General features: G+C 65.9%; 15 protein-coding genes. 9 read left to right on the top strand and 6 right to left on the bottom strand.

All coding sequences use genetic code 11. The annotated features are described in order from the left end of the window. Positions 1 to 9 precede the first annotated feature (9 nt). Entirely contained in the window at positions 10 to 432 is a 423-nt protein-coding gene (locus D002_RS0102845) for a DNA polymerase III subunit chi (RefSeq protein ID WP_018140401.1), read from the bottom strand. A gap of 16 nt (positions 433 to 448) precedes the next feature. Next, positions 449 to 1,927 (bottom strand): leucyl aminopeptidase, encoded by a 1,479-nt coding sequence (locus D002_RS0102840; RefSeq protein WP_018140400.1) that lies wholly within the window; start codon positions 1,925 to 1,927, stop codon positions 449 to 451. 88 nt (positions 1,928 to 2,015) lie between these two features. Between D002_RS0102840 and lptF the strand changes: the two genes are divergently transcribed. The 3 genes from lptF to D002_RS0102825 are packed head-to-tail and all read left to right on the top strand — an operon-like array spanning position 2,016 to position 4,842. Beyond that, positions 2,016 to 3,131: an LPS export ABC transporter permease LptF gene (lptF, locus tag D002_RS0102835; RefSeq protein WP_018140399.1), complete on the top strand. Its 1,116-nt coding sequence runs from the start codon at positions 2,016 to 2,018 to the stop codon at positions 3,129 to 3,131. Next, entirely contained in the window at positions 3,128 to 4,201 is a 1,074-nt protein-coding gene (lptG, locus tag D002_RS0102830; RefSeq protein ID WP_018140398.1) for an LPS export ABC transporter permease LptG, read from the top strand. The genes lptF and lptG overlap by 4 nt, the downstream gene beginning before the upstream one ends. After that, a complete protein-coding gene (locus D002_RS0102825; protein WP_018140397.1) occupies positions 4,198 to 4,842 on the top strand; it encodes a GDSL-type esterase/lipase family protein in 645 nt (214 codons plus the stop codon). Before lptG ends, D002_RS0102825 begins: the two co-directional genes overlap by 4 nt. A 321-nt stretch (positions 4,843 to 5,163) precedes the next feature. On the opposite strand, the gene D002_RS0102820 is transcribed toward D002_RS0102825, so the two are convergent. Beyond that, on the bottom strand, positions 5,164 to 5,703 hold the full coding sequence (locus tag D002_RS0102820; RefSeq protein ID WP_018140396.1) for an RDD family protein: 540 nt from the start codon (positions 5,701 to 5,703) through the stop codon (positions 5,164 to 5,166). Between the two features lie 58 nt (positions 5,704 to 5,761). On the opposite strand from D002_RS0102820, the gene D002_RS0102815 reads away from it, so the two are divergent. Then, on the top strand, positions 5,762 to 6,115 hold the full coding sequence (locus tag D002_RS0102815) for a PilZ domain-containing protein (RefSeq protein ID WP_018140395.1): 354 nt from the start codon (positions 5,762 to 5,764) through the stop codon (positions 6,113 to 6,115). 12 nt (positions 6,116 to 6,127) lie between these two features. On the opposite strand, the gene glp is transcribed toward D002_RS0102815, so the two are convergent. The 3 genes from glp to mobA are packed head-to-tail and all read right to left on the bottom strand — an operon-like array spanning position 6,128 to position 8,596. Continuing rightward, a complete protein-coding gene (gene glp, locus D002_RS0102810) occupies positions 6,128 to 7,384 on the bottom strand; it encodes a gephyrin-like molybdotransferase Glp (RefSeq protein ID WP_018140394.1) in 1,257 nt (418 codons plus the stop codon). 14 nt (positions 7,385 to 7,398) lie between these two features. Continuing rightward, positions 7,399 to 7,941, bottom strand: a complete 543-nt coding sequence (gene mobB / locus D002_RS0102805; protein ID WP_018140393.1) for a molybdopterin-guanine dinucleotide biosynthesis protein B — start codon at positions 7,939 to 7,941, stop codon at positions 7,399 to 7,401. 46 nt (positions 7,942 to 7,987) lie between these two features. Continuing rightward, on the bottom strand, positions 7,988 to 8,596 hold the full coding sequence (mobA, locus tag D002_RS0102800; protein ID WP_018140392.1) for a molybdenum cofactor guanylyltransferase MobA: 609 nt from the start codon (positions 8,594 to 8,596) through the stop codon (positions 7,988 to 7,990). Positions 8,597 to 8,713: 117 nt separating this feature from the next. Here mobA and D002_RS0102795 point away from each other — a divergent pair, with 117 nt between their 5' ends. From D002_RS0102795 to D002_RS0102775, 5 genes are all read left to right on the top strand, one after another. Next, positions 8,714 to 10,276, top strand: a complete 1,563-nt coding sequence (locus tag D002_RS0102795) for a nodulation protein NfeD (RefSeq protein ID WP_081610803.1) — start codon at positions 8,714 to 8,716, stop codon at positions 10,274 to 10,276. A 38-nt stretch (positions 10,277 to 10,314) separates the two neighbouring features. Beyond that, a complete protein-coding gene (locus D002_RS0102790) occupies positions 10,315 to 11,127 on the top strand; it encodes a slipin family protein (protein WP_018140390.1) in 813 nt (270 codons plus the stop codon). Positions 11,128 to 11,130: 3 nt separating this feature from the next. Then, positions 11,131 to 12,036: a site-specific tyrosine recombinase XerD gene (xerD, locus tag D002_RS0102785; RefSeq protein ID WP_018140389.1), complete on the top strand. Its 906-nt coding sequence runs from the start codon at positions 11,131 to 11,133 to the stop codon at positions 12,034 to 12,036. Between the two features lie 121 nt (positions 12,037 to 12,157). After that, on the top strand, positions 12,158 to 12,871 hold the full coding sequence (locus D002_RS0102780) for a DsbC family protein (RefSeq protein ID WP_018140388.1): 714 nt from the start codon (positions 12,158 to 12,160) through the stop codon (positions 12,869 to 12,871). A gap of 53 nt (positions 12,872 to 12,924) precedes the next feature. Beyond that, positions 12,925 to 13,326 (top strand): OsmC family protein, encoded by a 402-nt coding sequence (locus tag D002_RS0102775; RefSeq protein ID WP_018140387.1) that lies wholly within the window; start codon positions 12,925 to 12,927, stop codon positions 13,324 to 13,326. Positions 13,327 to 13,468 lie beyond the last annotated feature (142 nt).

Raw genomic sequence — 13,468 nt, 5'->3', positions numbered from 1 at the left:
CCCGGGCCTTTACGGAATGTTGTGGTGCTCCAGCGGGTAGCCGCGTTCCTTGAAGAAACGGTAACGGGTGCGCCCGGCCTCGCGGCCCGTCTCGTCGCCGCCGACGATGTCGGCGACCCGCTCGAAGCGCCCGCAGTACTCCGGGACCTCGGCGGCGAGATTGATCAGCACGTCGCAGCGATCCGACGGGGCATGGGCCTCGTGCAGGGAGACCGCGACGTCCGCATCGCGCACGTCGGTGCTGTGCGGCAAAAAGGCGGTGTCCTCGAAGGTCCACAGCCACTCGTCCAGCGTGCGGGTCAGCTCCGGCGAGCCGGTGTGGATATGCACGCGATGGCCCTGGCCGCTGGCCTTCTTCGCCAGGCGGCAGGTGAAGCGCAGGCGTGCCTCCGGAGCCGGGTCCTGCAGCAGGTAGAAGCTGACGTGGGTCATCCGCGCCCGACCCGGATCAGGCCTGGTCGAGCAGGTAGCGCATCAGCATCGGTACCGGGCGGCCGGTCGCGCCTTTCTCCTTGCCGCTCTTCCAGGCCACGCCGGCGATGTCGACATGCGCCCAGGTGTAGTCCTCGGTATAGCGCGACAGGAAACAGGCGGCGGTGATGGTGCCGGCCGGGCGCCCGCCGATATTGGCCATGTCGGCGAAATTGCTCTTCAGCTGTTCCTGGTACTCCGGCCACAGCGGGAGTTGCCAGCCGCGATCGCCGGTCTCCTCGCCGGCGGCCAGCAAGCGTTTGATCAAGGGTTCCTTGTTGCCCAGGATCGCCGCACCCTGGTGACCCAGGGCGATGATGCAGGCCCCGGTCAGGGTGGCGATGTCGATCACCACCTTCGGCTTGTAGCGCTCGACCCAGGTCAGGGCGTCGGCCAGCACCAGGCGGCCCTCGGCGTCGGTGTTCAGGATTTCGACGGTCTGTCCGGACAGGGTGGTGACGATGTCGCCCGGGCGCGTCGCGCGGCCATCGGGCATGTTCTCGGCACTGGTGACCACGCCGACCACATTGACCGGCAGCCCCAGCTCGCAGCAGGCTTCGATCACCCCGAACACGCTGGCCGCGCCGCACATGTCGTACTTCATCTCGTCCATCTCGGCGCCGGGCTTCAGCGAGATGCCGCCGGTGTCGAAGGTGATGCCCTTGCCGACCAGCACCACCGGGGCGGCGCCCTTCTTGCCGCCGGCGTACTCCATCGCGATCAGGCGCGGCGGGCGCTCGGAACCCTTGCCTACCGCCAGGATCGCCCCGGCGCCGAGCTTCTCCAGGTCCTTCTCGTCCAGCACCGTGGCCTTCAGCTGATTGTACTGCTTCGCCATCTCACGCGCGGTCTCGGCCAGGCTCTCCGGGTAGCAGACATTCGGCGGGGTGTTGCCCAGGTCCTTCGCGCGGTTCACGCCAGTGGCGATCGCCGCGGCCTCGGTGCAGGCCTTCTTCGCGGCCTCGGCGTCCTTGCGCTCCACGCACAGCTGGATCTTGTCCAGCTGCACCGGGGTGGTCTTCTCCTTGCCCTTGAACGGGGTGAAGCGGTAGGCGGCATCCGAGATCGCCGCGACCAGGGTGTGCACCACCCAGGCGATGTCCTTGCCGCGCGGCTGGAAGTCCGCGACTGCGATCGCCGCGCTGGTGGCCGGGCGCTCGACCAGTGCGGCGGCCAGGGCCTGCGCCGCCTTGCGCGCGGCGCCGGCGTCGAAGTCCTTCTTCGCCCCCAGGCCGATCAGGAGTGCGCTACCCTTGCTTCCACTGCCGGGGAGCAGCAGCCGGCTGCCGGCGTCGCCGTCCATCTCGCCGGCCTTCAACAGGGCGGTGATTTCGCCGTCGCGCGCGACATCCAAGGCCGCGGCGCCCGCGGCCGGCTTGCGCTTGTGGGCGATCCCGGCGGCGCGGATCCCGGCGCGGGGTTTGTCGAGGGTCGAGGTAGTGACGGAGAATTGCATGAATGCCTCCCGAAAATGAGTCCGATCATGGTACCAGCGCCAAGCCGCGCCCGACCACGCGCCGTAAGGGCGGCGGGGTAATACGCGCATGATCCTGCGCCGCACCGAGCGTTTTATTGCCCGCGAACTGTTGGTCACGCAGACCGCGGTCACCATCGTGCTGTTGCTGGTGATTGTTGGCGGCGTGTTGGCGCGGGTCCTGCGCGACGTCGCCGAAGGCAGCATCCCGGTGGATTTTTTGCCCGGCATGGTTGCCTTTGGTGCGTTCAAGGGGATCGTGTTTCTGTGGCCGGTGGCGCTCTTCCTGGCCTTCATGCTGGTGCTGGGTCGGTTGCAACGTGACAGCGAACTGGTGGCGCTACAGGCCAGCGGCATGTCCTTCGCCGCGCTTTATCGTGCGCTGTTCTGGGTCGCCGCGCCCGCCTCCCTCCTGCTGCTGGCCCTGATGACACTGGTGGTGCCGCGGACCGAGGCCCAGATCGACTCGATGCGCGACCTCGCCGAACAACGTTCGGATCTGGTCGGGATCACACCGGGGCGGTTTTTGCGCTCACGGGTGGGGGAGCAGGTCTTCTTTGCCGAACGCCTGAGCGAGGACCGCGAGGCCCTGCTGGAGGTGTTCATTTACCGCGAGGTGGACGGCGAGGCGCAGGTGACGGTGGCCGAACGGGCGATTCCGGACCCCAGCGCCGAAGGCAGCGGCTTCTTGATCCTCGAAAACGGCTATCGCCACGTCGGTGTGCCGGGCGAGGGCAGTTTCCGCATGCTCGAGTTCGACCGCCTGCGCACCCAGATCACGGAACCGGATGCGGGGGTGGGAAGCCGGGGTTTCGATGCCATGTCCAACCGTGAGTTGTGGGACCGGCGTGATGACTCCCGAGCCCGCGCGGAGTTGGAGTGGCGCCTCGCCATGCCACTTTCCATCCTGGTGTTGACCTTGATTGCCTTGCCGCTGGCTCAGGTGCCGCCCCGCTCGGGACGCTATGCCCGTATCCCGGCGGCGATCGGGGTCTACGTGCTGTACGCGAACTTCCTGATCCTGGGGCAAGGGCAGCTGGCCGACGGGCGCACACCCCTGGCTCTGGGGCTATGGTGGACGCATGGGCTGATGCTGGTTCTGTGGCTCTTGCTGGCCTGGCGCAAGGGGTTGCTGGGCTTCGGCCGCGGCGCCCGTAGACTGGACCGCGAAGAGGTGACGTCGTGACGACGGTGCTGGGGCGCTACGTGATGCGCCAGGTGCTGATCGGTACTGCGCTGGCCGTGATGTTGCTGGTGGCGCTGGATGCGGTGTTCGCCTTGATCGACGAGCTGCGTGATACAGGTCGTGGTGACTACGGTTTGCGTGAGGCCCTGCTCTATGTAGCCCTCACCCTGCCGCGGCGGATGTATGACATGTTGCCCTCGGCGGCCCTGCTGGGGGGGCTGCTGTGGCTGGGTAACCTGGCGGCCAACAGTGAGCTGACCGCAATGCGCGCGGCGGGTATGACCCTGGGCCGATTCATCGCCTGGGTGATGCAGGCCGGCCTGGTGGTCGTGGTGGTGATGGTGGTGGTGGGCGAGTTCTTTGCCCCTGCCGCCGAGAGCCGTGCGCAAAACCTGAAGGCCACCGCTTTCGACGAGCAATTGAGCGTGAGCCCGATCGGACTGTGGGCGCGCGACGGTCGGCGTATGGTGCAGGCGGATGCCGTGCTGCCGGGTAACCAACTGCTTGGTGTTCGCATCATCGAGGTGGACGAACACCGCGAGCCGCGAGAGATCACGCGCGCGGAGAGTGCCCAGTATGTAGACGGTGCCTGGCGCTTGCAGGGGGTGGAACGGTCGCGGCTGTCGCTGGATCGCGTCGAGCCCGAACGCGTGGAGGAGCAGACCATCGAGCGCCTGATCGCGCCGGAGTATTTCGATGTGCTGGTGGTGGAACCAAGTCAGATGGCGGCCCATGATCTCGCTCGCTATGTCGCTTACCTGCAGGAGAATCGCCTGGACTCGGCACCCTACGAGGTCGCCTTCTGGCAACGCATCACCCTGCCGGCGAGCACCTTTGTGATGCTGCTGCTGGCGATCCCGTTCCTGTTCGGCTCGCAGCGCGAGGGTGGGGCCGGGAAACGCCTGTTCATCGGGATCGCCATTGGCGTGTCGTTCGTGATCGTGATGCGCGCGATGACTCATCTGGGCCTGGTTTACAACCTGCCGCCAGTGATGGCGGCCAGCTTGCCCGTGGTGTTGTTCCTGATCCTGGCGTTATATGCCCTCCAGCGCATGGGGCGGCAGACATGATGGCCTGGCTGCGCACGGGGTTCCTGCTGGGGCTGATGGCCATGCTGGCGGGCTGTGGCGGCGCCGGGCCGGACGGCTTCGATCCCCTCCCGCGCCAGGCCACGGTGCTCGCCTTTGGCGACAGCGTGACCCACGGGACCGGGGCGGGCGCGGGCGATGACTACCCGACGCGCCTGGCGGCGATCACTGGCTGGACGATCATCAACGACGGGGTGCCCGGCGATCGCGCCAGCAGCGCACGCGAGCGTCTCGCCCCGAGCCTGCGCGCACACGAGCCCGACCTGGTGCTGATCTGGCTGGGTGGCAACGACTTCCTGCGCCAGCGCGACCCCGCAGCGGTCAAGGAAGACCTGCGCGCGCTGGTGGAGATGGCGCGCGAGCACAGCGCCCAGCCGGTGCTGTTGGGGGTGCCGCGGGCCTCGGCCCTGGGGGCCGCCACCGGACGCCTGCGGGACGACCCGATCTACCGCGAACTGGCGCGCGAGGAACAGGTGCCCCTGATCGAGGGCGTGCTCTCGGGGGTGCTGTCCGCTAGCGAGCTGCGGGCGGACCCGGTCCATCCCAACGCCCGCGGCTACCGCCGCATCGCCACCGACATCGCCGAGGCCCTGGACGACCTCGGTTTCTGGCTCGCGTCTTGATTCTTGTGAACCACGAAGCACACGAAGGCACGAAGAAGGGCAAAGAGCGGGTTCACCACGGAGAACACAGAGGGCACCGAGAAAACCGAAAGGCTTTCGGGTCGAGCGTCGTCGGGACGGGGGGCATGCAAGATTTACCGGGGGTGGTCGGTCCGCAGGCTTGATGCGATCCGTTGCGCACGTCGGCACACTGCCTGCTGCCAAACAAACACCGGTTTTCTCCGTGTCCTCTGTGCCCTCTGTGGTCCAGTCGTTTTTGATCTTGCCCTTCTTCGTGCCTTCGTGTACTTCGTGGTGAAACAAACAGGCAGGCAGTCGAGGTCAGGTCTTGCGGTTCTGTTTCCAGCGGGGCTTGGCGAGGCCCTGGATGCGGACGAGTTCGGTGCTGGAGAGCCAATCGTGCAGCATCCAGCGCCGCGGGTGGAACTGTGACAGGCCGAGAGTGAAAAGCGCCGCGGCGGTGACCAGGATGATGGCCACCGCGCCGTATTCGCGTACCAGCCAGATGGCCATCAGGATCACCAGCCACTGGGCGACCGCGACCAGGTAACGCAGGGTCGCCTGCCAGGCGTTGACGGCGTGGCCGGCCTCTGTGCGTAGCTGGATGTTCCAGGCCTGCATGCCGAGCGTCTGTCCGGTGCGGGTCCAGAACCAGTAAAAGAAGCCCCAGGCCACGATTAAATTGAGTACGAAGTGCGCACGCGGCGAGTACAGCCCGGTGGTGTTGCCGATGATGACCACCAGCAGGCCGAGGACCATCCATATTGCGATCAGGAGAAGGGCGTCGTAGATGATGGCGGCCAGGCGGCGGAGCAGGCTGGTCGGCTGGCCGTCGACGGAGGAGGCGGCGGTTTCGGTCATGGGGTTTCCGAGGGTTCTCGATTTGGCCGCAGGCGCGGAGTGGGCGTAGTCTTGCTGCATGGAGCGACGCTTTCAACGTATCCCCCTGGAATTTCCGGCTACCTTGCTGACCGATGGCGGGGGGTGTTCGGTTCGCGTGGAGGATATCTCGCTGAAGGGGGTATTGCTGGAGGGTGCGAATCTCCCGGCCATGACCGACGGTGACAAGGTCAGCGTCGACATCCCGCTCAGCGAGGAGGCCCGTATTACCTTCGAGGGCCGTGTGTGCTGGCACGAGGGGCTTTGGCTGGGCGTGGAGATTGAGGCCATGCCGCTAGAGTCCGCCTCGCATCTGCGCCGCCTGGTCGAGCTCAATCTGGGCGACGAGGCCTTACTGGAACGGGAATTCGCCGCGCTGATCGAGGCACGCTGACCCCGGAGCGCGTCACACCTGCGGGAAGATCTCCCGAAACGGCAGGACCTCCACCCAGTCCCCCGCTCGTGCCCCGGTCGATTCGCGTGGTAGCACCACGTAGGCGTTGGCCTCGCTCATCGCGCGCAGCTGGTGCGAGTTTTGGCCCCCCGATGTGCGCACCACCCAGCCACGGTCATCCGTTTCCAGTATGGCGCGCTGAAAATCCGCGCGGCCGGGTGTCTTCTGCAGGTCTTCCAGCAGGCGGGCGTTCAGGGTCTGTGGGGCAGTCGCGTCACGCCCGGCCAGCTGCTGGAGCGCCGGGCGTACCAGCAGGCCAAAGGTGGTGATTACGGCGACCGGGTTGCCCGGCAGGCCAAAGAAATGGGCCTGCCCGAAGTGGCCAAAGGCCAGAGGCCGCCCCGGCTTGATCGCCAGCTTCCAGAAGTTCACCTGTCCCGAGGACTCCAGCACACGGGTGACATGGTCGGCGTCGCCGACCGAGACGCCGCCCGTCGTGATGATCAGGTCGGCCTCGGCGCCGGCCCGCGTCAGGGCTTCGCACACGGCCGCATCGGTATCCCGGATCACACCGTAGTCCAGGGGCTCCACTGGATAACTCTGCAACAGGGCACGCAGGGTGTGGCGGTTGCTGTCGTGGATCTGGCCCGGGCCCAGGGGCTGATCGATCGGGATCAGTTCGTCCCCGGTGGAGAAGAACGCAACGCGGGGCCGACGCAGCACGCTGACGCGGCCGATCCCCTGGCTCGCCAGGACCCCGATCTCGGTCGCGCCGATAGGCTGGCCGGTGGCGTACAGCGGGCTTCCGGAGGCGGTATCGCTCCCCGCGTTGCGGATGTTGTGGCCTGCGGACAGGCCGCCATTTTGCAGGGTGATGGAGTCGCCATCGCGCTCGACCTGTTCCTGCATGATCACCACTTCGGCCCCGGCCGGAACCACCGCGCCGGTCAGGATGCGTACGCACTGTCCGGCCTTAAGGGTGGCGTCCCAGGGGTGTCCGGCGGCGGATGTCCCCACCATGGTGAGCGTGGCACCTTCGGTCGCGTCGGCGGCCTGCAGCGCATAGCCGTCCATGGCCGAGACCGCCGCCGGGGGCACATCGATGCATGCGTGAATCGGCTCGGCCAGGGTGCGCCCGACGGCTTCCTCCAGAGGGATCTCCTCCTTCTGCGTGATCGCCTGGCAGGCCTCGAGAATCGCGGCGCGCGCCTGTTCCAGGGTCTTGGCGTTGGGGTCGAACTCGTCGCAGCCGGGGGCAGCCTTGGGCATCGGGTGTCTCCGCTTCAGGGGTGGATGTTCAGGTAGTCAATGATAAAGGCCGCTATGGCGTCCGGGTCATTGATCGGCAGCAACGGGCCGTCAAAGTCCAGGGTCGCGGCGTCAGTGGCCACCGCGATCACGCCGTCGATCTCGCGATAAAGCGGGGTCTTACCCAGCGATGGGCGATGCACCTCGATCTTGGGCAGCTCCCATTGCTTGAAGCCCTCGACCAGGATCAGATCGGAGCGCTGTGGATCCAGTCGTGAACACAGCATGTCGAGGTCCGGCACCCGGCCGTCGTCGGTCTCCGGGGTCTCGACCATCAGGGCATAGCGCCGGCCGGAGGCCACCAGCATCTGGTCGGCCCCGGCATGACGCAGCTCGAAGCTGTCCTTGCCTGGCTTGTCCACGTCGAATTCGTGATGGGCGTGCTTGATCATCGCCGGGCGCAGGCCGCGCGCTCGCAGGGCCGGGATTACGCCCTTGAGCAGGGTGGTCTTGCCGCTGCCGCTCCAGGCGGCGAAGCCGATACGGGGCAGATCTGCAGCGCTGGATACGTCGATCATGGATGTCCTACCGGCATGGTGCATTGGATGGCCCGCAGTATAGCGATCATGGTTTTGGTCTCGCGGTGTCGAGATCATCCGGCGTGTTGATGTTGGCGAACGCCTGCGGTTGATCGGAAAAGTCGACGGTCAGCGCGCCGATATCGCGGAACCAGCGCCCGACCGCGAGCGAGCCCTGAGCGAGATCATCTTGCATGCGTTCGGCCAGGGTGGGGCGCAACAGGGCAAACAGGGGCTGTAGACGTTCACCGTCGTGGGCGATGGCGGCGGGAGCCGGGCTCGCTTCCAGCGCATGGTGCAGTCGTTGGCCCAGATCAAGGGGAAGCTCGGGGGCATCCACCGGTGCGCACAGGAGTGTTTGCCCGGGGCAGGCGGCAAAGGTCGCAGCAATTCCCGCCATCGGGCCGCGGTAGTCGGGGTGGGAGTCGGTCAGCGCGGGAAACCCCAGCGCCCGATAGCGGTCGATATCGGTATTAGTGCTGATGACCAGCTGTTCGGCCTGAGGCTGGAGGCGCTCGATCGCATGTGCGATTAGCGGGCGACCGCGATAGTCGACCCAACCCTTGTTGCAGCCACCCATGCGGCGGCCCTGGCCGCCCGCCAGGATGACAGCGGTTACGGATGCGAGCGGGGTCTTCATGGGCTGCGCGGACATGCGGTTTGCGGGCCTCGGCGCCGGGCTGGCCTTTGGTTTATCGTGGTCGGTATAGAACGCTCATCGCGTGTGCGCACGCAGTGTACGACGAATCCACCCTGACGGGAGAGGATGCCCATGCGGGTTTCATTTGGGCCCAAGGCAACACGGAAAGGCTGGCGTTTCTGGAGGCATTGCTTGTGGTCGGCCTGCCTGCTGCTCGGCGCGGGATCGCTGGTGGCAGCCAGCATGGCCGACACCAGCGATCGCCATGGTCTGCTGCTGACGGTGGAGGATGCGATCGGTCCGGCCACCGGCGATTACATCCGTCGCGGTATCGAGCGCGCCGAGGCGGAAGACGCAGAGATCATGATCCTGATGCTGGATACCCCTGGGGGGTTGGACTCCAGCATGCGCAGCATTATCAAGAATATCCTGCAGTCTGATGTGCCGGTGGTGACCTACGTCTATCCGTCCGGGTCGCGGGCGGCCAGTGCGGGCACCTACATGCTGTATGGATCGCATGTCGCCGCCATGGCCCCGGCCACTAACCTAGGCTCGGCCACCCCGGTGCAGATGGGCGGCGGCGGGCTCCCGGGCATGGACCCGCCGGAGCCGGACGAGGACGCGCGCGACGATACGGAAACCGATGAGGCCGATGGCGAGGCGCGCGACGACGAAACGGACGCGGCGGACGAGCCCGCGGATGAAAATGGAGCCGCCAACGGCGAGGTCGAACCCGCTAGCGAGGAGGAACTGCTGGAGGACGACCCGGCCCCGCGCCGCGGCGACGATGCGATGGAACGCAAGGTGCTGGAGGACGCGGTGTCCTATATCCGCGGCCTGGCCGAGCGCTACGGGCGCAATGCCGACTGGGCGGAGGAGACCGTACGCGACGGCTCCAACCTGACCGCAACCGCCGCACTGGAGCAGAACGTCATCGACTTCGTGGCGGACAATCTGGACGACCTGCTCGCGCAGATCGACGGGCACACGGTGCGCATGCACGACGGCGAGCGTACGCTGTCCACCGAGGGGCTGCGCATTGAACGCATGGATCCGGACTGGCGCACCCAGTTGCTGTCCGTCATCACCAACCCGAACATCGCCTACATCCTGATGCTGTTGGGGATCTACGGCATCATCTTCGAGTTGTCCAACCCGGGCGCGATCTATCCCGGTGTGATTGGTTCGATTGCGCTGATCCTGGCCTTCTTTGCCTTGCAGGTGATGCCGGTGAACTACGCCGGTCTGGCACTGATGCTGCTGGGCATGATTTTCATGATTGCAGAGGCCTTTGTGCCCAGTTTCGGGGCGTTGGGCATAGGAGGTATCGTGGCGTTTACGACCGGTTCGATCATTCTGTGGGACGACCCCAACCTGAACGTGGCCCTGCCGCTGGTGATCGGCACGGCCATCGCCATCGGCATCCTTTCGGTCTGGGTACTGGGGCGCCTGTTTAGCCTGCGGGGCAAGAAGCCGGCCACGGGTTATGAAGAGATGATCGGCATGATCGGCGAGGCGCGCGAAGACTTTGAACGCAGCGGCCGGGTCTGGGTCCACAGCGAACAGTGGAACGCCGAAACCTCGGTTCCGGTGCGCCAGGGGCAGAAGGTGCGCGTCACCGCCATCGAAGGGCTCAAGCTGCAGGTCGAACCCGCGACTGCAGAGGACACACAGGGTTCCGCGTCGGCCGGCTGAACGGTCACGCGGAGTTCATAACGTAAGAGGAGCAGGACATGAACGATCTCGGTTTCTTTGTCGTCCCGCTAGTCATCCTGGTTGCCATCCTCGTGATGTCGATCAAGGTGCTGCGTGAGTACGAACGCGGTGTGGTCTTCTTTCTGGGTCGCTTCCAGTCGGTCAAGGGCCCCGGTCTGATCATCATCATCCCGGGCATTCAGCAGATGGTTCGGATCGACCTGCGCATCATCACCCTGGATGTGCCTAGCCAGGACGTGATCTCTCAGGACAACGTGACTGTTCGAGTCAACGCCGTGTTGTACTTCCGCGTAGTGGATTCGGCCAAGTCGGTGATCCAGGTCGAGGACTACTACGCCGCCACCAGCCAGCTGGCGCAGACCACACTGCGTTCGGTCCTGGGCAAGCATGACCTTGACGAGATGCTCTCCGAGCGCGACAAGCTCAACAGTGACATCCAGGAGATCCTCGACGCGCAGACCGATGCCTGGGGGATCAAGGTCACCAACGTCGAGATCAAGCATGTCGATCTCGACGATTCGATGATCCGCGCCATCGCGCGGCAGGCGGAAGCCGAGCGCGAACGCCGCGCGAAGGTGATCCACGCCGAGGGCGAGCTGCAGGCGGCGGAGAAGCTGGTGCAGGCCGCCCAGCAGATGGAGGCCAGCCCGTCCTCGCTGCAACTTCGCTACATGCAGACCATGTCCGACATGTCCTCCAACGGCCATGCGAACACCATCTTCTTCCCGCTGCCGCTGGAACTGACCAAGGTGTTCGAAAACCTGGCGGGCAAGTTCCGTGCGGAGAACCCGGAAGCCCCGGGCAACACCGGGAAGCCGGATGGCCAGTAGGGCGTGACCGCCGCTACGGCGACATCACCCACCCTCGACCGCTTCCTGGACGAACTCTGGGCGGTCGAGGGTCTTTCCGATCACACCCTTGTCGCTTATCGGCGCGATCTAGCAGCGCTGGCACACTGGCTGGAGCAGCGGGACACGGCCCTGGAGACGGCCGAGGCGGCCGACCTGCTGGGCTTCGTGAGCAGTCGTATGCAGGCCGGTGCGCGGCCGAAGTCCATTACTCGGGCGCTTTCCAGTATCCGGCGTTTCTATCGCTACCTGGTCCAGCAGGGCGAGCGCGAGGACGACCCCAGCGCTGGGATCGAGTCGCCCCGTGCCGGGCGCCCATTGCCGGATAGCCTGTCCGAGGCGCAGGTGGAGGCGCTGCTGCAGGCGCCCGATCTCGAGGATGCGGTGGGTCTGCGCGACCGCGCGATGCTGGAGCTGATGTATGCCACCGGTTTGCGGGTCTCGGAGCTGGTGGGCCTGGAGCAGTCGGAAGTGAATGCCCGTCAGGGCGTGGTGCGCATCACCGGCAAGGGTGACAAGGAGCGCCTGGTGCCACTGGGCGAGGAGGCGGGCCACTGGCTGGCCCGCTACCAGCGCGAGGCGCGCCCTGACCTGCTGGACGGACACCCGCCTTGCGAGGCGGTGTTCGTGACCCGGCGCGGGCGCGGGCTCACCCGCCAGGCCTTCTGGTACCGTATCAAGGCCCATGCGCAGCGTGCGGGCATCGAATCACCGCTGTCGCCACATACGCTGCGCCATGCGTTCGCGACCCACCTGCTGGATCACGGCGCGGACCTTCGCGTGGTGCAGATGCTGCTGGGGCACAGCAGCCTGTCGACCACTCAAATCTATACCCACGTCGCACGCGCCCGCCTGCAAAGCCTGCACGCGGAACATCATCCCCGCGGCTGACGTCTATTACTCCGATCCCGGGAGACACGGGTTCGCCGGTGTCTCCCGGTCAGCGGTCACAGGGCCGTCCTGCGGGCCTGCTAAACTGCCCCCGTTTTGTTCTACAGCCACGAGAGAATCCATGTTTCTGAAACGCGCTCTTCCCCTCGCCGCGGCCCTGGCCGTCATCAGCACCCCAGTCCTGGCCACGGACGCCATTGAGGAATACATGGCCCGGGTGATCCCGGATGCCGAGATCGACAGCATCCAGTCGACCCCGATGGACGGTATCTACGAGGTGCGTTACGGCACCGATATCTTTTATGTCTCGGAAGACGGCCGTTACCTGATGCAGGGCAATCTCGTTGACCTGGAGACCCGCGAAAACCTGACGCAGTCTGCCTTGAGCGGTGTACGCGCCGATATGTTCGCCGCGATCGAGGACAACGAGCTGGTGACCTATTCGCCGAACGGCGACACCAAGGGCGTTCTGAACATCTTCACTGACCCGAATTGCCCCTATTGCCGCGAAATCCACCAGGATCTCCCGGAGTACCTGTCGGCCGGGATCAAGGTCCGCTACCTGATGTTCCCGGTACTGGGCCGCGACTCGCCCGAGATCATGGACCGGATCTGGTGCGCGGATGATCGCGAAGAGGCCATGGACCGGGCCAAGGAGGGCGACAAGCTGAACGACATCGACGGCAGCTGCACCACGCCGCAGGATCAGCACATGGCCATGGGCCAGCAGCTCGGGCTGCGCGGTACCCCGGCCCTGATCACCGAGGGTGGTCAGCAGCTCTCCGGTTATCAGGAACCGCAGGCCGTGATCGAGCGCATCCTCGGCAGCAACTGATTCCCCGTGCCCCGCCGGACCGCAGTGCGATCCGGGTCGCGGGTGGAGACGACATGCTGGAATATCAACTCAACGTCGACCGGGTGGATACCCACGGCAGCCTGGCACGTGCCAAGCAGGCCGAGATTACGCTGGATACCGACATGGATGGGCGCGACGACGCGCTGAGTCCACCGGAGCTGCTGCTGGCATCACTGGGCGCCTGCATGGTGCGCGGGATTCAGCGTGCCCTGCCGATGCTGCGCATCGAGGTGGGCAGCCTCTCCATTCAGTTACGCGGCTGGCGTCAGGACGATCCGCCTGCGATGGCGAAGATCGAGTATCGCGTCGAAGTCGACACCGATGCCGACGAGGAGATGCTCGAGATCCTGCACCGTAACGTGCAAAAGGGCACGATCTACTCGACCCTCGCCGCCGGCACCGAATTGACTGGCGAGGTCGTCGCCAGTCAATAGGCGCTGCCGACGGGGCGCCCTCTGTGGGAGCGAGCTTGCTCGCGAAGCCCCTGCCCGTGCTTGACCTGCACGCCGCGGTTCCCGTCGCAGGGGAAGCTTGGATCGATGGTGGTTGACCAGCGCTCGATCGCCGAGAGGGCTC

It is taken from the genome of Thioalkalivibrio sp. ALJ7 (genome assembly GCF_000376865.1).
Classification (GTDB): domain Bacteria; phylum Pseudomonadota; class Gammaproteobacteria; order Ectothiorhodospirales; family Ectothiorhodospiraceae; genus Thioalkalivibrio.
The sequence above is the reverse complement of the archived record's forward strand: the minus strand, read 5'-3'. Positions and strand labels throughout refer to the sequence as shown.

Excerpts from the sequence above, each read along its gene's own strand:
- D002_RS0102795 (WP_081610803.1), top strand. The coding sequence starts at position 8,714 with ATGCGGGTTTCATTTGGGCCCAAGGCAACACGGAAAGGCTGGCGTTTC.
- D002_RS0102815 (WP_018140395.1), top strand. The coding sequence starts at position 5,762 with ATGGAGCGACGCTTTCAACGTATCCCCCTGGAATTTCCGGCTACCTTG.
- D002_RS0102790 (WP_018140390.1), top strand. The coding sequence starts at position 10,315 with ATGAACGATCTCGGTTTCTTTGTCGTCCCGCTAGTCATCCTGGTTGCC.
- D002_RS0102840 (WP_018140400.1), bottom strand. The coding sequence starts at position 1,927 with ATGCAATTCTCCGTCACTACCTCGACCCTCGACAAACCCCGCGCCGGG.
- mobB (WP_018140393.1), bottom strand. The coding sequence starts at position 7,941 with ATGATCGACGTATCCAGCGCTGCAGATCTGCCCCGTATCGGCTTCGCC.
- lptF (WP_018140399.1), top strand. The coding sequence starts at position 2,016 with ATGATCCTGCGCCGCACCGAGCGTTTTATTGCCCGCGAACTGTTGGTC.
- glp (WP_018140394.1), bottom strand. The coding sequence starts at position 7,384 with ATGCCCAAGGCTGCCCCCGGCTGCGACGAGTTCGACCCCAACGCCAAG.
- D002_RS0102825 (WP_018140397.1), top strand. The coding sequence starts at position 4,198 with ATGATGGCCTGGCTGCGCACGGGGTTCCTGCTGGGGCTGATGGCCATG.
- mobA (WP_018140392.1), bottom strand. The coding sequence starts at position 8,596 with ATGTCCGCGCAGCCCATGAAGACCCCGCTCGCATCCGTAACCGCTGTC.
- D002_RS0102780 (WP_018140388.1), top strand. The coding sequence starts at position 12,158 with ATGTTTCTGAAACGCGCTCTTCCCCTCGCCGCGGCCCTGGCCGTCATC.
- D002_RS0102820 (WP_018140396.1), bottom strand. The coding sequence starts at position 5,703 with ATGACCGAAACCGCCGCCTCCTCCGTCGACGGCCAGCCGACCAGCCTG.
- D002_RS0102775 (WP_018140387.1), top strand. The coding sequence starts at position 12,925 with ATGCTGGAATATCAACTCAACGTCGACCGGGTGGATACCCACGGCAGC.
- D002_RS0102845 (WP_018140401.1), bottom strand. The coding sequence starts at position 432 with ATGACCCACGTCAGCTTCTACCTGCTGCAGGACCCGGCTCCGGAGGCA.